Raw genomic sequence first — 22049 nt, 5'->3', positions numbered from 1 at the left:
AATTATCCGATTACGTCTTCGGCCTGCCGCCTGCATCCTCCATAATATTTTTGCACTCCGGATACCTGTCGCATGACCAGAATGTACCTTTCTTCCCTTTGACCATCCTCATATAGCCCTCACCACAAGCAGTACACTTCATAATAATTGGTGCATCCTTGTAATCTGCAAATTTAGCTCCGCACCCCTGTCGGTCTTCACAAGCCCAAAACTTTCCATTAGCTCCATCTATCTGCCGTAATACCTTGCCACATTTCGGACAAACCCAACTTTTGCCCGTAAGTTTTTTCCCGGCTTTTGCCTCCAAATCCGGTTTACCCTTTTTATCTGGAAAGGTTTGTTTACACTCAGGATACCCAGAACATCCCCAGAAAAATCCTTTTTTTCCCTTACGGCGCATCATAACCTTTCCACATGACGGGCATTTTACAGATTCCGACATAGGCTGCAGATGCAGGATAGCTGATGCCTCCACGCATGCAGCTACTGTATCCGCCTTGCCATTTATAAATTCATTTACAGTCAGCCGTCCTTCCCTTATTTCTTCCAGACTATTTTCCCATTCTGCAGTCATATCCGGCCAAGTCAGCTCATCCGGCAGGAATTTCACCATAGATTCCGCCATCTCAGATGGTACCAGGTACTTTTTCTCCTTCTTCAGCAAGCCGGAAGTAATCAGGGAGTCAATAATCCCGGCCCGCGTAGCTTCCGTGCCAATCCCCGAAACAGATTTCAGCTTGGAAACAGCTTCTTTATCTCTGGCGTGCTTATGTATTTCCTTCATCGCCTGCAATAGCGTAGACGGCGTGAATCTCTGGGGAGGCTTCGTGACCTTGCTCAAAACATGGCCATCCTTAAATGCGGTTGATTCTCCTTCACTAATATCTGGCAAAGTCTTTTCCGCTACTTCCTCATCACCAGTCTGGACATCCTTCTCCAATTTTTCTTGACTATACAGAACCTTCCATCCCTGCTGTATGACCTGCTTGCCTATCGCCACAAAAGTTTCCCCAGCACATTCGATATGAATTTTGGCCGCATTGTACTTATACGCCTCATAGAATTGGGCCACATAGGCTTTAGCCACCATCTTGTATAAGTTTTGCTCTATATCACTAAGCTGAGAAAGATCTGCCTTTTCCCTGGTGGGCACTATTGCATGGTGAGCCGATATCTTACTGTCATTCCATGCTCTGCTGCGCAGACTGGTATTTGCCTCCCTGCAATATTTCTCAAGCCCAGAAATGCCAGCAAGGTTTTCCATAATCTCATCCACATCAGCCAGCTGATTCTCTGGCAGATATGCGCAATCCGACCGGGGATAGGTAGTCAGCTTTTTTTCATAGAGCTCCTGCATTGCTTTCAGGACAGTCTGGGGCTCATAGCCATATTTTTTCCCGGCAGCGACCTGCAATGCCGAAAGCGAATATGGCAGCAGCGGCAATTCCTGTTTTACTTTATCTTCCCGGCGCGTAACCACACCTGCTTCACCAGCTGATGCAATTTTATCCCGGATGTCTACTGCCACTTCCTGTTTCAGCAGACGATTTTCCAAATCATAATTATCATCTATAGCCGACTCATCCGGCTGCCAGACCGACAGGATCGTTGAATCTTTATACTGCCATTCTATCTGAAGCTCATAGTAATTAACCGGCTTATGCGTTCTGATTTCCTCTTCACGTCGAACCACCAGAGACATGGTGGGCGTTTTTACCCGGCCAATCCGAATAGCATCCTGAAAGCCCGCATTTCTTCCTGCAATGGTATATGCTCTGCTTAAATTCGTTCCCACCAGCCAATCTGCGTAACTGCGGGCTCTTGCTGATTCCTTAAGTCCCGCAAAATCCTTGTTATCCCGTAAATCAGCCAACGCCTGCTTTACCGACTTTTCATCCAGAGCATTTATCAGGATTCTTTGCACCGGCTTTGTATTTCCCAGATACTCCAGTAGTTCATCCACTAATAGCTGCCCTTCCCGATCTGGATCTCCGCCATTAACTACGATATCCGTTTCTGCCAGGAGCTTCTTTATAACCTTGACCTGTTTTGCACCATCACGGCGGATCTTCATCTGCCAGTGAGTCGGCACAATGGGCAGATCCTCGCTGCGCCACACTTTATACTTTTCGTCATAATCTTCAGGAGCATAATTTTCCAGCAGATGGCCATACTCCCATGTCACCACGTCATTCCCTACCTCGATATAGCCATCCTTATTGTTTCCATCTCCCAGACCTTTCGCAAGTTCCCTGGCTAAGGACGGCTTTTCCGCAATAAACAATCTATGACTCATGGCTCCTCCTTTTGGAATCCGGGAATCTTATTGACTTCCGGAACAACTTTGCTATCTGTCAGGTCTTCTTTTGACTCTGCTCTCTGACCGTTATCTCCGCAGCCTTTTCCAGATACATAGAAATCTTCTGGAGCAGCAGCGACCAGTTCAATAATCTTAGCCGGATCAAGATCAAACACCTGCAAGCCCTTATTTTCTGCTAAAGCCGCAAACTTTTTCATCCACTTGCCATTAACCTTGTCCTTTTCCCGCTGCATGGATTTTTCTTCTTCCATAAGCTGCTGCTTCAGCGCTTCAATTTTTTCTTTTATCCTGCTGTGCCGTCCGGATACCCGTTCCAGCTTCTTTAACATATCTTCCATTTCAGCCATTATTCATCCCCCTGTAATTTCTTCTCTATGTTCCACCAGCATTTTCTTTAAGGCAGCCACATCATAGTTATCCAAGATACCGGCCTCCTCCAGCACACTGCCTGCGGCCAATTTCTTCAAAAATATTGCCCTTTTCTGTGCCTTCTTCCGTGAAGATTCCATATAAGCCAGATTTCTTCGGTCTTCCTTGTCCAGCCTTTGAATTTCTTCCCGGAGCTCTTCAATCTTTTTCTTTACCTCTGGTACCCCCATAACATCGCCTCCTGCTATGGATTCTATCACAGCAGATACATCCAGTGGCCACTAACCCTTAATAGGGATAAACTGGGAATTTTCAAAGCCTCCCTTGGGCTATAATTAGGCTAAGATAAATGAAAAGGCGCACTTAGGAGTTTCTCGCCCATGGCAGAGCCCTGGGCGCAGAAACTCGGATAGCCGCTATGCGGCCATAATTACCACCGCCACTCGTGTTCACTCGTTGAACTGCTGCGCAGTTAAGCACCATAGCCCCATGCCCAGAAAGGAGCATCCCTGCCATGGCCAGCTATCATTTCACCATCAAGGTAGACCAAAAGCCAGACAAAACATCTATCTCTGCCGCCACTCATGCTGACTACATCAACCGGGATGGCTCTTTTCAGAATATCGACTTCAAGCGTGAACTGGATGCGCAGGTTCTATCCGGTTGCCTCTTACGTCCAGCAAAGCTTGCCAAAACCTTGCGCCAGTCACGTCCAGCATCCTTGCACCAAAATAAGGATGCGAAATATCTTTATAAGAGCGTCTATGGCAGTATTATTGAAACCACTGACGGCCTCGAATATACGGACGGAGCCAGCCAGGAAACCAAGCAGATAGCACTGGCACTTGCCAAACACAGGTACGGGAATGAACTAGACCTTTCCGGGCCGCTCAATGAAGTAACATCCATGCTCCGGGCCGGACAGGATATGGATTATCCCGTCCAATTTGCCAGTCATGTCATCAACAAAAACTATCAAAAACTTTTGGAGGAAAATCATCATGGAACAGAACACATCCGCCAATCAGACAATGGATATGACCGAGGAAGAACTGGACAAAGCTATCCAGAGCAGTCTGCAGGAGGAATCAGCCAGACTGTACATCTCCCCCACCTTGAACCAACTGCCCGAAAAAGACCGGCCTCCCAAAGAACTCCCCTGCGCGTATTGCTTCAACGCGATATGGATGAGAACCACAGAAATCCTGGAATGCTATTGCCGCCTAACCATGCAATCAGCATGGAACAGTCAGGAACCCAGTGCCCTGATACAATGCGACGGGACTTCCGTTGGGGTACCCGAAGAAAAATAGATGCTATGGCTGCCCGTATTTTGGCACAGGCCGATGGTATCACGCCTGCCTCCAGACATTCTGATTACATCAACCGCCGGGAATCATTCACTGCCAAGGGAGGCTGTATCTATACCGCACATCATCTGCCTAAATGGGCAAACAATAACCCTAAAGCTTTTTTTGCCGCCGCTGACAAATACGAACGGGCCAACGGTACCCGCTACCGGGAAATTGAATTTGCCCTGCCTAATGAGCTTAATACGGCTGCCCAAAAAGAAATCATCGACACCTTCATTGAACATCACCTGAAGGATCACTATTACGCCTATGCCATCCATGACAAGATTGGCATAATGAGTAACGGCGAGCACAATACGCATGTTCATATCATGTTTTCCGAGCGGGAAATGGACGATGTGGAAAAAAAGGCTGAGCGCTCTGCTGAGCTTTTCTTTCATCGTGCCAATTCCAAACATCCGGAACGAGGCGGCTGCCCCAAGGCAGGCAAGTGGAACAATAAGAACCGTGCCCGCTACCTTTGCGAAATGCGCCGTGACTTCGCTGAAATCCAAAATTCAGTGCTCAAAAAATATAATGTAAATGCCCAGGTTGACCACCGCTCACTAAAGGCACAATACGAGGACGCATTAAAAAAAGGCGACCTGGATGCCGCCCTGCTTCTTAACCGCTTGCCTGAAGAACATCTGGGACCTGCTCTTGCTGCGGATAAGCATAACACCAAGGTAATCAACCTCATGGAGTATCGGGCTTATAAATTTCAGCGCAGTCAGCTTTCCTCCATGATTGATAATCTGAAGGTTGAACACGGGGCGTCTTTTGCCCAAAATGCAAAGGACAATGCCAGCAAGGCTTTTGCCGATCACGAGCTCCACTTTAATAATGCAGTTCACCGCTCCTCTGAGCTTGCAACACTAAAAGACAGGGTAAACAGTGATTATCAAGCACTCCTTGCGCTAGAAAAAGTTATGATTTCTAAAGAAACTGCTCATGATATGGCTATAGCACATTTACTGCCAGCATCCGACCTTGCCATTATCCGGGCACAAAAAAAGCTCACCCTAAAACAGGATGAGCTAAAAACTCTGCGCACCTCATTGCTGGAATCTGGAACATCTGCGGCTTCTGATGATATTATCCAGTGCCTCACAGAAGATATTCTACATCAGCAGGAACGTCAGAATTTACTTAGTGCTAAATATGATGAAATACAGGCACGGCTTACTGCACAAGAAGTGCAAAAGCAGCTTGCCAGTATTTCCCAAGAAATTCTCAGGGCAGACAAACCACAGCAACAAGAGTACTGGCATCTTATCCAAAAACTCAATCAGGATACGCAACTCCTTCAGAACGAAATGGACAAGGAAATCATTGGCCACATAGGTAATTTTCTTTCTGGTAGCGGTGCAGGAGCCTTTACCAGCAAGGATATCAGTCATTACCTTGACAACGAAGAACGCTGCCTGAAGAGAACGTTGCGACAGAAAATCTCTGAGCTTGATAATCTGAAGAAAAGACTTATTTCCCCAGAAAGGGCAACCCTCATTGCCAAATCACGGTACCTTAACGGCGCTGACAAACAATTGCGTCTGGATATGCGCAATCTGCAAAAAGAATCTGACCGCATAAGTGCAGCAGCCAATGAATACGCCTCTGCTCAAGCAGATTTTGCTACTATGCCTAAGCCAAAATGGTATCAGAGCAGTGATGCCTACAACGAAGCAATGTCCCACGTAAAGTCTATGGAAGACACATTGCAGCAGCGTCAGCAAGACTTTGCGCACAAGCAGGCTAGGCTGGAGAAAATGCAATCTCGGTTGGAACAGAAGTGCAGTACTCCTGCGGCCAAATCCTCTATTGCCCATACTGCTGCCAGGATTATACAGAAAAACAAAACCAATGTTGCCAAGGTAGATGAGCTCAGCAAATCCATTCAACAATTGCAACGACGTTTAAGTGCTATTACCAATATGAAGGCTGCAATTAAGGCAGGACTCATCCTGGAGCGACCAATCAAAATTCATAAAGAAAACACCGGCGGTACTTCTGCCCGTCGGTGTATGGAAGATGTAGCACATTCCTTGGTTAAGCCACACCATTCTGCCGATGGCGGACTATCTGTGATGTTGAATCAGCAGGATAATCGTGATTTTACAGCTATGGATGAAACTGAACGTGAGGCACAGTCAGAAATTGCCATCTGAGAGGCTGTCCCAAATTCTGTGTAAACTCCCTGTAGCAATGTAAAACAGGTATAGTATTTTTTTCTTTCTATATCGAAGTATAGAAATCCTTTGTCTGCACACCAAGAGATTCTTGGTAGTGCAGGCATTTTTTATTCCGGAATTCTCCCGTCGAAATAAATGGCAAGCTGGGCATGGATAAGGCTCCAGTCTTGGCGGCGTCCTGTCCATTTCCTTGTAATATCCATCATGGCCAGATAAAGCATCTTCAGCAAGCTGTCATCTGTCGGGAATACAGATTTGGCTTTTGTCACTTTCCGTAGTTGGCGGTTAAAGCCTTCAATAGTATTAGTGGTGTAAATCAACTTTCTTAGCTCCTTGGGAAATTTAAAGTAGGTGCTCAAATTAGCCCAGTTATCCTGCCAAGATTGGGAAATCTTGGGATATTTCTTATCCCAACGCTCCGAAAATCGCTCCAATGCAGCCAGGGCAGATGGCTCATCTACCGCTGCGTAAACCTCCTTCAAATCAGCCATAAGTGCCTTGAGGTCTTTGTAGCTGACATATTTGCTGGAATTTCGCAATTGGTGGATAATGCAGTTTTGTATATCTGTCTGTGGGAAAACCGCCTCTATGGCTGCTGAGAAGCCCGTCAGGTTGTCCGTGCAGGCAATGAGGATGTCTTCTACACCACGGTTCCTGAGACTGTTTAGGATGTTGGCCCAGAATTTGGCACTTTCGTTCTCGCCTACCCACATCCCCAGTACATCTTTGTGTCCGTCCATGTCAATGCCAATGGCGATATATACGGCTTTCTTGACAATTTGCCCCTCACTGCGAACATGGTAATGAATGGCATCCATAAACACTACGGCATAAAGGCTTTCCAGTGGACGTTGCTGCCACTCTCTGGCAATCGGCAGTATTTTGTCTGTGATGCGGCTAATGGTGGTGTCTGACACCTCAATACCATATATGTCACGAACGTGGGATTCAATATCACTGGTAGTCATGCCTTTGGCATACATGGAGAAAATCTTCTCCTCAATGTCCTGACTTATGCTGGTCTGGTTCTTTTTGATGAGCTGCGGGTCGAACTCTCCCTTGCGGTCTCTAGGGACAGAGACTTCAACTTCACCAAAGCTGGTGCGAAGGTTCTTTTTGCTATGCCCATTGCGGCTATTGTCGGTATCTTTGTTCTTATAGTCGTACTTACCATAGCCAAGAGTTTCATCCATCTCGGTTTCAAGGCCGTTTTCCATAAATTCGGCAATGGTTTCCCTGAACAAGTTCTGGATGTCCTCCATACTGCCAATGTTGCTTGCCTGCAACAACTCCCGAATCTTTGCTCTGCGAGCCTGCTCTTCTGGACTGCGTGTTTTTCTGCTCATGATAAAACCTCCCCAAGTGATGCTCCTATTTTACATCACTGGGGAGGTTTACACAAAATCCGGGATAGACTCCCATCTGACCCCAATCTGAAGACATCAGAGTACATATTATTTCTAAGAAGATAAATTCTCTCCCTATTCATATATGCTAAAAAACACTCTTACATACTATCTTCAATATAAGTTGCTCTTATAAATATAGGAAATAATTTGGAACCATAAGCAGCTAAATAATAATTAGTGGCTTTAACTTGCTTTCAATGCTCTACGCGCAGGCCATATTTTTGTGCTAATTGCCTCGACTCCTGAAAATAATTATTTATTTTTAATGCTTCATTTTTTATGTCACTTTTGCAGGCATTATACTGTTTAGCTCTATCGATAAATAATTTATTAAAGTTGTCTTTGGCATCTTTATGCTTTCTTATGGCTAGATTAAGCCCAGTAATGCCCGGATCATCTCCTAACTTTATCTTTCCATATTGTTCTGGATCGGCAAAGGTCTTGTCAAGGCTGAGGTCAATGTTGACCATTTCTTGATGACATTTTTTTTGTGTCTGCTTGATGTCCGCAGATATTTTTTCCCAGATTTTCTTGTCAGCCATTTTCCCAGCTCCTTTTATGAGTTGAGGCTATCGACTGTATTATTCTGCTCTCGAATAGACTCTATTACTTGTTTATAAATCGTGCTTTCCAAAAAGCGTTCGTCGCGGGAAGCATTGCGCATCTCACGTAATTTATTCGTCAATTGTTCTGGACTGTATTCCGGATAGACTTTCATCAGTGACTCGGCTATATACTGCTCTACTTTACTTCTCTCAATCCCTTTCAACTCACCTTGCAAATATTCTCGAAACTTGCCCAGATTATACCCCTCGGCAGAAAATCGCTCCATTATCTCCTGGAGTGAATCACCGTCCAAGTGACAACGGCCAATTTCGATCAGCATATCGATGGGAATGTCCATATGATAATGCTCGGCTATGCCTAGCCTGAGGGCATTTCCGCCCATGGCCGTATAGTACAGCCTATCATCATGTAGCTTTGTAGGATCAATGGTTTCATCTGGCACTTGCTGGCGCAGGTAGTCGTAATATTCGCCAAAAGTGGCGAAATCTTCCCGACATTTCCACTCATTATGCTGGCTGGCAACTTCCAGACGATAACCAATTTCCTCAGCTTTATCATCTACGGAGATTAGGTTAAGCTTTTTGGCCACTTGGGTGAGTGCATTAGTGGCGGCATAAATCACAAGCTGCCCCACAATTTCGCCTACAATGGGACCTAATGGACCGGCCATAAAACCGGCTGCCCCCCCTAAGAATTTTGTACACCCGAGCCCGATTTTGCCTAGCATACCACCTTGGGTTGCCAGTTTTCCCGCCAGCGGTATCGCTTTTGCTAGCCCTTTTTTGACTATCCAGCCTCCCAGTTTTTCAGCTGACTGCAAAATCCCTGTTTTTTCGACAATATTTCCCATTGAGTGTTTATCTATCCCCAACATAATTTACCATCCTCATTTCTGTGTATCAATTAACCTGGGCAAATCCTGCTCCGTTTGTTGTGACTTGTCCTTCTTGAGCAATTCTTCCAGTTCAGGTTTATAATTTTCCACTATGCTTGCATCATCACGGCTTACGTTGCGCATCGACGATATTTGCAACCTCAAGTCTTCAGTATTTTTTTCAGGATATACTGTCTTTAAGGCCGTCAAAATGCTGTCCTCTACGGTACGACGCATATCACCACTTAATTCACCTTGCAAGAAACGCCTGAACATAGAAAGATCATATCCCTTAGCACTAAATTCCACCAGCAAAGCATTCAGCTCATTGCCTTCTAAGCGGCACTTGCCGATTTCCAGCAAAAAATCAATAGGCATATCCAAGCCAAACTTTGCTCCCACACCATCTTTTAAAGCGCTTATACCCAAACTTATATAACCTAAGCGATTTTGCTCAAGTTTATGACGATCGATGGCACTGGACGGAATTTTCTCCCTGAGATAATCGTGGTATTCTGCAAATGAACCAAAGGCCTCACGCGTTTCCCAGTCTTCATGTTTAGCGGCCTCTTCAATACGATAGCCGACCTCTTCCACTTCATCGTTCTCCTTAATGAGACCGATTTTTTTTGCTACCCAAGCCATTGCTTTGCCAATTGCCTGAATAACTAACTGGCCGATAATCGGTCCCAATATTGGGCCCAAGGGACCGGCCAAAAAAGAAGAAGCCATGCTTAAAATCTTGCCTGCTCCGGCAGCTACGTTTCCTATAAAGCCCCCCACTGAAGCTAGCGATGATACGGCGGCACTGGCTACTTTGAAAACACCATTTGCCGCCACCGAGACCGCAGAAGATACACAAGATACAATTTTGCCAATGCCGGAAGCTATCCCACCGACAAAACTACTGAGCCATCCCATTGCTTTTTCCCTCCTAAAATAATTTGCAGATATCCTCATTTTTCAAACTGGCATTGTAATCACGTAATATTTTTATACCATCCTTGGGTTTAGTTAAGTCTCTTAAATCCAATAGCAGTTCCTCAGTTTTGACAAAAAAACTATCCTCATCAAAAACAATATCCTTGAAACTATTATAAATATACTTTGTCATTTGCTCCGAACTTATTTTACTCAATGCTTCACGTATTCCTTCGATTATCCTAACCTCCTTTCTCTGTAAGGATATATTGTCACAGACCGGCTCAGAAGGAACGAGCGGTAATAACGAAATTACACGCTCTTTCCATTCATCTAGCCACTGATAACTTTGCTGTCGCAGCCATAACATCATGCCAGCTATTTCAGGTGTAAGCTGATTGGCAGGAATGTCTTGCAAACCGGGAACTACCCCACGACGTGCCACCTCCGGCGAAGCGTAATAGCGAAGTGACCGTTGATATATTTCTTCCTCGTCGATATCATTGTCGCTTGTATTGCTTTTCTTATCCACTTGCACTTGCACAGCCTTGTCCCAGCCTTGAGAAAATACAACGGCGCGTCCTGGTGGCAGATTGGAAAGGAAGTTTTTTTGTTCATCGGACAATGACATGGTATTACCAATAGCATCCTTATCGTCCTTGGCAAACAGTTTATGCACGATTTTAGTATTGGTATTTTTTAGTACCTCTGGTGTCATTTTATCGGGAATTTGGTCAACGATTATCAGTGACTCACCATATTTACGCACTTCCGCCAGCATATCGGAAAATACTTCCACGCCCTGTTTTTGGTTGCGATTATCACCAGGCATATAGCGACTAAGAAGACGATGGGCTTCTTCGACTAAGGTTATATGACGGAATTGCTTTTTTTCCTTTTTGAATTCCTTATTTTTGATTTTTACTGCCTGCAGTAAATTTGTCATTAATAAGCCCATGATAAGGGATTTTTCTGAACCGCTCTTGATTTCTTCTAGCTCTATGACCACCCGCTTAGTTACCAAATCCCTAAAATCAATTGACCGAGGAGTATTTAGCATTTGCCCCTTGGCTCCAATCATCAGGCTTTCGATGCGGGCATTAATAGAACCAAGATATTCCTCGCGCAGACGATCGTCAAAGCCTTGTTTTTCAATGACTTTCTTTACGGCAATCTTGAAATCGCTGAGCGTAGGAAAAGCATATACACCATCTGCAAATGGCCCATCAGGTGCATCGGCAGCCTTATTCTGCCAAGTAGTTGTTGATGTGTTCCAGCCTTTGTTCTCGTAAGCAGTATATATTGCTGTTCCCATAATTTGCGGAATGGCTGCCTCCATCTCAAAAGATGCCTCGAATGTGGCTTTCAGCATATCTGCCCGCGAGCTTATTTCCTCGCCAGGGAACAATTCAAAAGGATTAAGGAAGAAAGGAGCAACGCCCTGTTTGCCCGGCGTAAAATAAATTATTCCCTTATCTCGCAATTCAGGGTGATTGTTCAATGCTCGATACTCAGTTTTTGCCGGCTCAACAACTAAGAATGGTATCTGGCAAGCTATTAAAATATTTTGACAGGTAGTGGTCTTGCCGCTGCCTGTTACACCAGCTATAAATGTGTGCTTATCCAGCTCAGTCTTGTCAAGGGAAATGCGCACAGTATCTATTTCTCGCCCGCATTGTACCATGTGCCCTAAGTCTATGCGGTTTTCCAACTTTACATTGGTACTATTAAGTCCAAATTCTACTTCCTCACGCAGCTTGAGGCCAATAATCTCCCGTTGAGGGAAGCCAGTCATCAAGCCTAACTCATTGGCAGACATCCAACTCCCACAAAAGAAAATTTCCTGGTTGGCACTGTTTTTCCCGGTAATCATGGAGATTAAGGTTTCGTAAGGTGTATGGCTATGGTCAACGATGGCGGCAGGTATCTGAAAATTGCTTAAAAGTTTGTTACATCCCGAATTTCGCTGCGACTGATCAAACCTTATGGACCGCAGGGCAGCTTTATTGCCAGTTGGGCCACTGTATAACGAAATCGCCGTATTTGAAAGACGCTTAAGTGAAATCTCGCTTTCGGCAAACAGATAAGTGCATACGTTAAATATCCCTTTGCCGTTACCATTATCCAATCTGGGTAGCAATACCTCATCTATGTACTTCAGCCAGTCGGCAGCCGCCTTAGATTCAATTTCCAACTGCTCGCTGAGTGAAGAGTTTTCCGTGCTTGACTCGGTAAATGACAGCTGATCGTTACTAGAGATAGTTAGGCCTGTAGAGTCACTCTTACTGTGGCTGTCGCTGTGCTGGTTATTTTCCGATTTAGATTGGGAGTTATTTTCATTGGTGCTAAAATTATAATTGTTTCCAGTGGATTTTTGTACTGAATGATTATTGTCATCAGCAGTTTGATGCATATCCTCCCTGTCTTTGCCGCCATTACCGACATCGCGGCTATAGCCATAGGACTTGTTATGGGCAAATTGACTTGAGGAAGTATCATTACAAGACTTTGCTATCTGTTTGGCTATATCACGTCTGTAATCAGAGCTGTGCCCCTCTGTATGTGAGTAACTGTCAGATTGCGACTTCTGGGTAGTATGCGAATTTTGTTTGCTAGTGCTCAAGGCGCTGTTGTCATTATGTGCCAAATTGATGTTTTTGGCGTATTGTAAGGAGTATTTTGTTATAGGACTTAAAGAATTTACGGCAGTATATAAATTTTTTCCAAGCTCATCCGCTTCCCTGGCACTACATGGACGTGCTATGACTACCACTCCAAAATAACAGCCCTGCATAACATCCACCAAACGGTCAATACTTTGAAAATTCTCCTTGCCGCCAGATGTATGGTTATTAGATACGTTCACGCTTGGCACGCCGTCCATCATGCTCACATGAAAGTCCTGATTATGCAGTCTGGCAAGAATGTCTGATTTGCTGAGCATACCTGTCTTGCCCTCATCAGATTCATCTGTTACGGTTTTCAATTTACACCCACGAAAATTGCCTTGTATAGCAGGGCGCAAAAGCTTTTCGCCCACTTCTTCGACACTGAAATTTCCTCGACCGGCGTGTACTTTATCTTTTGCTACGCCGAGATAAAAGCAGGTTTTTTCAGGCGACCCCAAAATCATATAAACAAAATTGAAGCCACGCAAGCCACGAAATGTCCCCAGTATATTTTCCACGCCCTCTTTTTGCGGTGCTTTATCGACGAAAGTAATCTCGTCCACTTGGCAAAGCCAAAAATCATCGATGTCGAAGCTGATATTTTCTCCTTGCCACTGGTATTTCTTATTCACTAATTTATCCGGTCTGTTGCCGAGTTTTTTAAGCAAGGAATAGTCTGCTTCTTTTTTTAACTTTTGGTCGTGTAGAGAATTTTCTAAATCCCGTTTTGATTTGATAACTGACTGGGAAACAGTTTCATTTATCTTACTAAAATCAGCCATTTATCAATTCCTCCTTACGGACACTATTCTTCGGCTTCGTTAATGCCGGCCAGTTTTATCTCATCTTCGCCCCCGGTAATGTACACAAGAAGCGCATAGTAAAAATCCGAAATGTTGCTAGCACGAAATTCTTCGCTTTGTGCGGCTTCTAGTTGTACTCTGGAAGCAGGCAATTCATATTTACTGTCAATCATATCCTCTACGGTCGCATATAGCGACTGCATAGCAGAATTGTTTAGGGATAGTTTTTTGTTTATATCTGCATCACCGCGATTGCGCAGACGGAAAATCGCTAGCACATATTCCAGGCATTGCAAAACATTGCGCTTACCCTGCTTATCATAACTTTTGTAGTCATTTATAAACACCAATGCTTTGTCGAAGTAAGACAGCAGTATGTGTGGCGGCGCATTGCGCATAAAACCTTCATTTTTCCAGGCGGCCTTGCTTAGAATAGCTATAATTTTTTCCGGCTCGATGGTCTCGTTAGAAACGAGTAAAATTAACAACTTCTGTTGCTCTTCACTATCATAATCACCCAAAATGCAGCCAAGATCATCATTGATGAGCCCGGGATGCTTCTTAATGACCACATTGGCTATATCATAGACATCATGTCCTATATCTGTGTGCATAATACACATAATCCGAAATAGTTTTCGCAACAAATCAACATCGCGATTTTTCCAGGCTTCAACAAAATACTTCGTAATCTCTTGCGATACAGTACTGATACAATCTCTGAAATGTGCTGGGCAATCCGGCATCTTGCTGGAACGGCCATTGAAATAGACTTTGTGCAACGGGTATAGGACTTTAGGATTTTCTATGTCGTAGGGAATATTTCCACATGATATACGTGCGCCAAAAAAAGATTCATAGCCAACTTTATCAATAATTATACGGCTGGCATTTTCTTTCCCGTCCGGGCGAGATTTTATGTCAAAAATGACGTCACAATTTTGCATATCTTCTACACGGGAACCTAAAATAAGCGCACTTTCAAAAAAAGCAACATGAGGATGCTCCTCGTCCACATAACAAAAACAATATGCTTGCCCATTTACATCCTTACGCCAACGCATAGCTTCAAAGCTTCCGAAATGTATTTTATAGTGCTTGTGATTATCAGGAAACACTGAAAGATTAATTGTGCCGTGAAGATTGCCGTTCTTGTCTTTAAATTTGTTGTCTTTATCCGAAAATCTTACAATTGCCATTCGCCCATTGACATTTGCTAGAACAATAATCTGATTATCGTACTTGTTGGCATAAGAAAACGTATCGTCATTGTCAAAGTCTATAATTATACGTCCTCGGAATGTCCCTTCTATCCAATCAAGCGCATCAACATCCTCTTTCCGTTTCGTCTTTATATGTTGCAAACTTTGCCAGTTTTCCTCATCGGCTGGAAATTTAGGAGACTGCAAGTCCATATAGGGATGCTCCTTGGCATCTTCCCACAAAACCTCTGCCATATGAAATGGTTTTATGTCCCCCACTGGCATAAATGTCAATTCATAGGGCATATCTTTGCCATAAGTATAAGTGAGTCTCAGCTCGCATTCTACATCTTCTTTGAGCGGGAATGCCCGATGCCTGACAACAGCTTCATAATCAATATCACGCTCATTCTTGCCCATAATAAGGCCAAATCTATATTCAGACTGATTTTGGGGTAAGACAAAATGCCGCGGAATTGGTATTTCCTGTTCTCTGCCGAATTGTGGGGAGATTTTGTTCGCATTTCGCGGATCGATGAGCGGAAACTCACCGTACAACCGCTTGATTGAAAGTGCGGGAAGTTGGTCGCTCCACAGGGGGGGGACCAGCTCATCGCTACTTTTTTGAAAGTCTTCTACTCTTGACTGTAAGGCTGAATAATATTGGAAGCCATGCAACGGCATATAACCGTCAGTCCTCATAGTGCAACCCTGTTTAATCTTATGGATGTAAGGGGAAACTACACAGACATGGACTTTTTTATTGCCAATTATTGGTTTTATGCGTTGCAGATAATTTGAAATTATTAACGATGCATCTAGCTTTGTCTGTATAAAAAACTTTGCGGCCTCGGCTGACAGCATACTCCAGGTATCACCAAAAGTGAATGCCAAAATATCTGCTTCATAGGGCAACCCTTTTACACCGAACACCTTAAGAATACGGGCAATGTTTTCCTCGGAAGCTTGCAAACCACATTTAAGCAGTAAATCGTTTAGCTTGTCGGTATAGGTGACATTATCTCCGATGCGACATTCTTTACTATAGGTAGGATGCCTCTCCCAAATAATACCTTCTGTCTCGGGCAGTGCTTTAGCAACAATAGGATTTCTTTTAGCCTCGACCAACGTCAGAGAAATCTTGCCTTTTATGTAATCAACGACTAAGACAAAATCACCATCATTATATTTGTTACCTTGCTGTTGCGATAGCTCATAAAACAATACTGCAATGCTTCGCGGCATTGTTTGCACATGGCTGTAATGGAGGTGCAACGCTCTTCTTATGGCACTTAACTGAAATTCATTGTAAATATCCGGCAATGGCACCGACACCGATTTGACGTTACGTCCGTGCAAATAATGCCCTACCATCTGCAAAAGCTCATTAAATCTATTGCTAGCATCTTTCTTGGTGTGCATGCAAGAGGCTATCGAATAGGCTGGGGATTCTTGGGAAATGTGCATGGCGGTGGATTTATTAACGGGTAAATCATAGCTATGATTATCCCTGATGAAAATTTGCCGCATAATGCGCTCCGCAAAGCGGACTGGTTCACCACTTGCATTAAGATAAATAGGCCTGCTGGTAAAGAGGTCAATATACAAATTGCCTTCTATCGTTGACTCGCTATCAGAGGTAGCGGTTCTGGGCAGTTTTTCCTTATCGCCAAACAGGAATTGTACCGCCTGCATAACAAAGCAGTCAAATGTATCGGCTGTCAAAACATCGTGTTGTAGTTCTTCCTCATCTCGATAAAGACTGGCCGTCATGTCCGCAAATTTTATCCGATATTGCCTATTTTGATGGTATAAGCTCAGACAACAATCTTCCAGGCTGATAGAAAATATGCCTTTGGCATGCCAACCATAAAGGGATTTCCCCGTAAATGGCAGCAACATAAAATGCAGGTAATCATAAGTGACTGGTTGCTGAGCAAAATGACAATATTCGGCTACCCGACTAGCAAGTTTCCAGAAAAAGACCAGACATAGCCGTTGGCCTAGATTATCGTCATCTGACTTTATCATCTCTGAAAAATTTTGCAAGTCAGTCCAGCCGCGCCAAATTTGCCGATAAAATCTATCTGAGAGCAACGTATTATTAGGCGGCAGGTTTTCCCACCTGCCGATTTCCTCTATATCGCTGTTGTGCAAAAGTTTCAGCGCATTATCCTGGAAATCTTCTTCCACGACATCGACAAAATTTTTGTTGGCTATTCGTTTCTGCTCAATGCACTCTTCAAGCTCGCGCACAAAGGCTAGAAAAAGCCTGTTCTCACCCGTGTCCAGACTAAGGCGACGGCGCACCGCCAATAGGCTGTTCGTGGAGGACAGTTTCTCCCTGATGGTACGCCCCGAACGTTTGCTGAGCCAACTAAGACCAGCGCTGTCAAGCTCCTTTGCCTTATAGGTGGGCATCATCACCTTTTCACGCACAATTTTATCACGAAAACTGTTCGCTATATGGCACATTGCCCCAATCGTTTCTTTGGCTATACGCGTTATCTCGTCGCTCTCGGCGGTCATATTTAGATTTAGGAGCTCTGTCAGCCCTACATAGCCTAGCTTTTCCTCATCGCGTCCTTTATCTAGAGCCTGAACATTTATGAGCCAACTGCGAATATAGCGCAACAGGCAGGCACGTTCATAAATCATGCCGCCGGATTTGAGGGCCTGGCAATATTCATCAAAATTATTGATTTGCATCATTTAACTCCTGCTCGTCGCCGTTATCATCTTCAATATATTCGGCGCTGCCCCACATAAATTGCCCGTATCCCATCTCGCACGCTCTGGTAAAATCATTCTCCAGATTGAACTTATATTCATTCAATAATCCTTTGATGGGACTAAGGCAATTATCGTAGCTTTTGCCACGTGTATCAATGCCACGCAGTTTCGGCATTACTTTTTGGACAATCTGATCTTCCACTGCTGTGTGCATAGCCAGCTCCAGGCTATCTGTCAATTCCCCGTTAGCTTCATTAAATGCTGCCCTGACCGTGGGATAATTCACTACATAATGGGCAATCGCCTGCCAGACGCGGTGCCCAATGGCACGCCCTACAGTACTTAAATGGTCATTCATCTTTTCCAACAAAGAACGGTATTCGTTCAGTTTTTCCGTCTGCTTGTCCTGGAACTGGATGTTGGTCACTCGCCAAGCATTCCATACCTGGCGGCTAAGCGGAGCGATGCCGCGCTTTTCGCAAAAGGTGTCGATATTACGTGCTCCCTGACGATCTTTGAGATGACGCGGACGCGGGAAATTGATGACAATTCCCCGGTCGAGAACCTTGTCGGACAAGGATTTGGTAGTCTCGTCCTGATTCATCGTCCCACACCAGAGAATATTGCGTTTAAGCGGCAATTCATAAGGCTTTACGCCGGCACCTAGATTGACATAAATCTTGGGAAGATTATCGTCCGGTGCGCTGCGACGCGTCTCCAGTTTACTCAAAAAGTCTGCAAAATAATGCTCTACATGCGCCAGATTCATTTCATCCAGGAGCACGACGGCCATATTGTTATCGTATTGCTCAGTGCATTCCACCAAAAATCTCAGCACAGGCTGTGCATCGAATTTATTATCGATAGAGTTAAAAAATCCGAGCATGGATTCTTGCGAGTCCCAGTTAGGCTGTACCGGGACGCTGATGAAATTAAGCCCTCCAAAGGCCGAGTAGAGTCTGGGCAGCTCCGATTTGCCTGTGCCACTGACACCTGCCAATACGGTGATAGTAGACCAGTTGGCGATTTTTAACGAAGTGTGGAAAGCATAAAGCACACGACGAGGGAAGGATATGCCATAGTCCTTGCAGGCATTTTCTATTCCTGTCAGCCATTCCAGCTCGCTTACAACGGATGCATCGGCCTTGGAAATAACTGGCGCGACAAAAGGCCTTTCCAGGTAAGGCTCGCGTAGACTTTGTGCCCGTGCCTCCCGATCAGCCGGTGTTACTTCAGTTGCGGTGAGACGTTTCAATTGTTCGGCTTGGTTCTTGATGATGTCCTGTGCTTCTGTCCATTGAGCATGCAAGCTTTCATTGGAGGCTTGCAAAATCACATTGTTGTTGCGCATCTTTTCCAGCTCGACTACTTGCTGCTGCATATTGCCAAATTGCTTTTCCTGCACTACCATATCATTTTGCAGCCGTGCATTTTCTGCCTTCAAGCGCTCACACTCCTGCTGCACTTCTTGCCCGGGGCGTTTACCCAGTTCATCCTGCAAAGAGTCATACGCCGCGCGAAGATCCGCCATTTTTTTACGTAAGATGTCGGGATTATCGCCATACACCGCCTGAAAGCTATTGTAATTTGCCAGCAGGGACTCAGAGTTTTTCAGCTCTGCACGCAGATGTTCGTTCTCCAGGCGAGAGGCTTCTAGTTTCTTGTCCAGGCTTTGTCGATATTCTTCGCTCGCTGTCGACACTTCGGCCTCAATATTATCTTGACGCGCCTTAAGGGTATCTTCCAGCTTTTTTGTCCGCTTCCGATCAAACTCCAGCGTCTTTTTTTCTGTCTCTAGCTGCTCTTTTTCCTTGAATAGCTGTTTTTGCTCGGCCTCCAGGCTATCACGTTGCTCCTTTATCTCTTGTGCGAGTTGACTGCGCTTTTCGGCCATTTCCTCATCCAGCCGCTGACGTCTGGTATTTATATCTGCATCCAGACCCTGTCTCAATTTTTCGGCCTCATCTGCTGCAGCCTTCCTTATATGCTCCAGCTCTGCTTCCAGCTCGCTGATCCGTTGCTGGCGAATTTTCTCCAACTCGGTGCGCAAGTTGCCAAGTTCCTCGGCTTGCCGTTTGGCGGCTTGTGCCTGGATTTCTTGCTCTTTCTTAGTCAGCTCCGCCTGCAAGGCATCCAAGGCAAGCTGCCGCTCGTCCATGGCAGCCTGCTGGACATTTAATCGCTCACTACGAGACGATAGTTCCTTTTCACTGCGGGATATTTCTTCGCGTTTTTGCTCTAAATCAACCACGCTTTCTTCGCGCTTTGCCAACTCACATGCCAAAGCAGCTGTTTTCTTTTCCTTCTCTGCCAATATGTCCTCGCGAGATTGAACACGCGCCTCGCGAATGGCTATATCCTTTTTTTCCTCCGCCAGTGATTCTCTTTGCGCGGCCAATTCCTTTTCCCAGTTTTTTAATTTTTCGGTGGGCGATTCCTCGTGGGAAGGGATATCTTTATCAACGGGGCTTATGATTTCTTGATTTGCCGACTCATCTGTGTCTATCTGAACTACGTTCATATCTTCATTCATTTATAAACCCTCCCAAATATTTAACTGCTTCAAATACCCGGTGGCGCAAATCAAGCAAAAGTGCCTCATCCAATACCATGTTAAGGTTATTGCTATGCCCGCGATAGCCTGCAATTTCATAAGCCAGCTCGGGAATTTTTTTTTCGGCGAATTTTGTTAACTCAGTGTCATTTAGGCTGGCCATATATGCCAGGGTATATGCGCCTAAGGTTGCCTTTTGCTGCTGACAAGCATTTTCATAATACCTATCGTTTACCGTCGATAAATCGGTGGAAATGCCCTGGCTTTGTAGCCTGGCTATAACCGCCGATTTTTCCATATTAATAATAGGCTTTGCATGCAGCAGACTAGAGAGAATTTTCTCCAGTATGATGGATAGAGTCTCTACAAATTTCGTGGCTAATACTTGCCGCCCTGTTTTTTCTTCACTGTCGTCTTTGTCAGGCGAAATCTTTAGGAACTGCTCTTGCAAATCTGGCGGCATGTTCATATAGACATCCTCCCCCAGGGCCTTCATTACTGTTATCTCGGCGCTTAGCCTTTGCAAGGAAGCGTTAGCGCTATCATCCTCCATTAATTGCTGATTATCGTAATCCGGCAAAAGTACCTGCACGAACTGCCGAACAGCCGCATAAAGTTTTTCAGCATCATCGCTTTCTATAGGATGCCACTCATCATTATGTCGGATTTCCTTTCCGTAGCGATCGAGGCGATTTAAAAAGGAAAAGGCATTCTCTCTCTTATTGGCAATATCTGTGGGCTCGTTGTCGCCAAAGGGAATTCTTGCCGTTCCCGGCAGAGTGTTCAATGCTTCAACTATTCGGCTATCGGGAACTTTGGCCGCTGTTCCTATGCTGAGGGGCAGCAATATGGCAAGACTGGGATTATCCGACTGCAAGCATCCCCTCACCAGTCTGCCATACACCCGGGAAAACATTTTTGGATGCATCTTTGCCGCTGTAAGGCCGAGCCTTTCAGCAAAATTTAACAGTGTTTGCGCATTTTCTTCTGGGGTTTGCACTTCCAGTGAAGCCAAAAGCTCCATAGGCGGGGGGTATTTTCGCAAATGATAGAGCAAGGCCCACTCGATAGCCTGGGCAAGGCCTTGGACTTGCTGACGTTCCTGTCGCTCAGTGTTTCTTCGCTCGTCAGCAGTCTCGGTACGTTTTTGTTGCTGACGCAAAGCCACATGAATTTCGGGATAGCGTCCATCGTATTTGGTAATTTTTTTCTGCTTGGTACTCAGTCGGTAAGCCTTTTCTTTTAGCTTAGTATCTATTCCTTTGATCTGTCTTTCCATATATTCCCGGAGAAAATCGTTATGTATAGATTCGCCATCGCTTACTATCGCATAGTCGATGAAACCGTTTTGCAGAACGGCTTTGGCATGAAGGAAAATTGGCGCATAATAAGTCGAGGCTATGTGTACTTTACGGTCATATCGGATTTGTTGGCGGTTGCCCGGTTTACAGGCCAGCCCTCGCAGCGCATCGAAAATTTGCCCTTGCGTCAGCATAGCCGGATGTTTTGTCCGTTCTTTTACCAGTAAGCATCGTCCTCTCACGTTCTTTGCATGACCGGTGCTACCTACTACCATATTGATATGCGGTTTTTCCAGCTCACCGACCTGTTCACAACGAGAAAACAGCATAGGCATAACTTTTTGATTGTCACGCGACATTAACAGCAGATGAGGTATTTCATCCTGGACTGGTTCGTCATTTGTTGTCGCTTGGCCAATCTTTTGTCTGCCACGAACAGTAATTTGGCGATTGCTGTCCAATAAGCCGCTTTCCTTAAGTCGCTGACAAATAAATTGCACTAAGTCCAGCGGCAGGCAGAGTTTTTCGCTAAGGTCAACGGCAGAATAATTTCCAATGCCCAAGAGCCTTAGCACGCTCACTTCAAATATATTTAAGCTTTCTTCCTGCTCCGTGTTGCTGGTCGCAACACCTTCCAGCCACGTTTTTGGCAAAAAAACTTCATAAGCATTGAACTCGACAAAGTAATCATTTTCGGCTAAAACGGGGATGCTGGGAAATTTGTTTTGGTATTCTTTTTCCAGAAACAGACTGATACATTTTACATTCTCTGCCATAATTATCCTC

At 44.9% G+C, this 22049-nt stretch carries 12 protein-coding genes; 1 reads left to right on the top strand and 11 read right to left on the bottom strand.

The genetic code is table 11. The features are described from left to right. Positions 1 to 10: 10 nt before the first annotated feature. From SELR_RS07130 to SELR_RS07120, 3 genes are read right to left on the bottom strand one after another with little or no spacing between them, the layout of a single operon-like run. Positions 11 to 2296: a DNA topoisomerase 3 gene (locus tag SELR_RS07130; protein ID WP_014424541.1), complete on the bottom strand. Its 2286-nt coding sequence runs from the start codon at positions 2294 to 2296 to the stop codon at positions 11 to 13. Continuing rightward, positions 2293 to 2667 (bottom strand): hypothetical protein, encoded by a 375-nt coding sequence (locus SELR_RS07125; protein WP_014424540.1) that lies wholly within the window; start codon positions 2665 to 2667, stop codon positions 2293 to 2295. The genes SELR_RS07130 and SELR_RS07125 overlap by 4 nt, the downstream gene beginning before the upstream one ends. A 3-nt stretch (positions 2668 to 2670) precedes the next feature. Continuing rightward, complete coding sequence (locus SELR_RS07120; RefSeq protein ID WP_014424539.1) at positions 2671 to 2919, bottom strand: hypothetical protein; 249 nt, start codon at positions 2917 to 2919, stop codon at positions 2671 to 2673. 284 nt (positions 2920 to 3203) lie between these two features. Between SELR_RS07120 and SELR_RS17735 the strand changes: the two genes are divergently transcribed. Further along, on the top strand, positions 3204 to 6206 hold the full coding sequence (locus SELR_RS17735; protein ID WP_050992754.1) for a MobA/MobL family protein: 3003 nt from the start codon (positions 3204 to 3206) through the stop codon (positions 6204 to 6206). Positions 6207 to 6337: 131 nt separating this feature from the next. Here SELR_RS17735 and SELR_RS07110 read toward each other — a convergent pair whose 3' ends face one another. From SELR_RS07110 to SELR_RS07075, 8 genes are all read right to left on the bottom strand, one after another. After that, on the bottom strand, positions 6338 to 7576 hold the full coding sequence (locus SELR_RS07110; protein ID WP_014424536.1) for an IS256 family transposase: 1239 nt from the start codon (positions 7574 to 7576) through the stop codon (positions 6338 to 6340). Positions 7577 to 7833: 257 nt separating this feature from the next. Further along, a complete protein-coding gene (locus SELR_RS07105) occupies positions 7834 to 8181 on the bottom strand; it encodes a hypothetical protein (RefSeq protein WP_014424535.1) in 348 nt (115 codons plus the stop codon). Positions 8182 to 8195: 14 nt separating this feature from the next. Further along, positions 8196 to 9080, bottom strand: a complete 885-nt coding sequence (locus SELR_RS07100; protein ID WP_014424534.1) for a hypothetical protein — start codon at positions 9078 to 9080, stop codon at positions 8196 to 8198. 12 nt (positions 9081 to 9092) lie between these two features. After that, positions 9093 to 10001, bottom strand: coding sequence for a hypothetical protein (locus SELR_RS07095; protein ID WP_014424533.1), 909 nt, complete (start codon positions 9999 to 10001; stop codon positions 9093 to 9095). 13 nt (positions 10002 to 10014) lie between these two features. Next, complete coding sequence (locus tag SELR_RS07090) at positions 10015 to 13452, bottom strand: ATP-binding protein (protein ID WP_014424532.1); 3438 nt, start codon at positions 13450 to 13452, stop codon at positions 10015 to 10017. A 23-nt stretch (positions 13453 to 13475) separates the two neighbouring features. Next, the gene (locus SELR_RS07085; RefSeq protein WP_041914318.1) at positions 13476 to 17387 is read right to left on the bottom strand and encodes a DUF2357 domain-containing protein; all 3912 of its coding nucleotides are present in this window, start codon (positions 17385 to 17387) and stop codon (positions 13476 to 13478) included. Further along, entirely contained in the window at positions 17371 to 19941 is a 2571-nt protein-coding gene (locus tag SELR_RS07080) for a DUF8727 domain-containing protein (protein WP_014424530.1), read from the bottom strand. The genes SELR_RS07085 and SELR_RS07080 overlap by 17 nt, the downstream gene beginning before the upstream one ends. Continuing rightward, complete coding sequence (locus SELR_RS07075) at positions 19934 to 22039, bottom strand: hypothetical protein (protein WP_014424529.1); 2106 nt, start codon at positions 22037 to 22039, stop codon at positions 19934 to 19936. The genes SELR_RS07080 and SELR_RS07075 overlap by 8 nt, the downstream gene beginning before the upstream one ends. Positions 22040 to 22049 lie beyond the last annotated feature (10 nt).

The organism is Selenomonas ruminantium subsp. lactilytica TAM6421, from assembly GCF_000284095.1.
In the GTDB taxonomy this organism is placed as follows: domain Bacteria; phylum Bacillota; class Negativicutes; order Selenomonadales; family Selenomonadaceae; genus Selenomonas_A; species Selenomonas_A lactilytica.
This window is presented reverse-complemented; position numbering and strand designations above follow the sequence as displayed.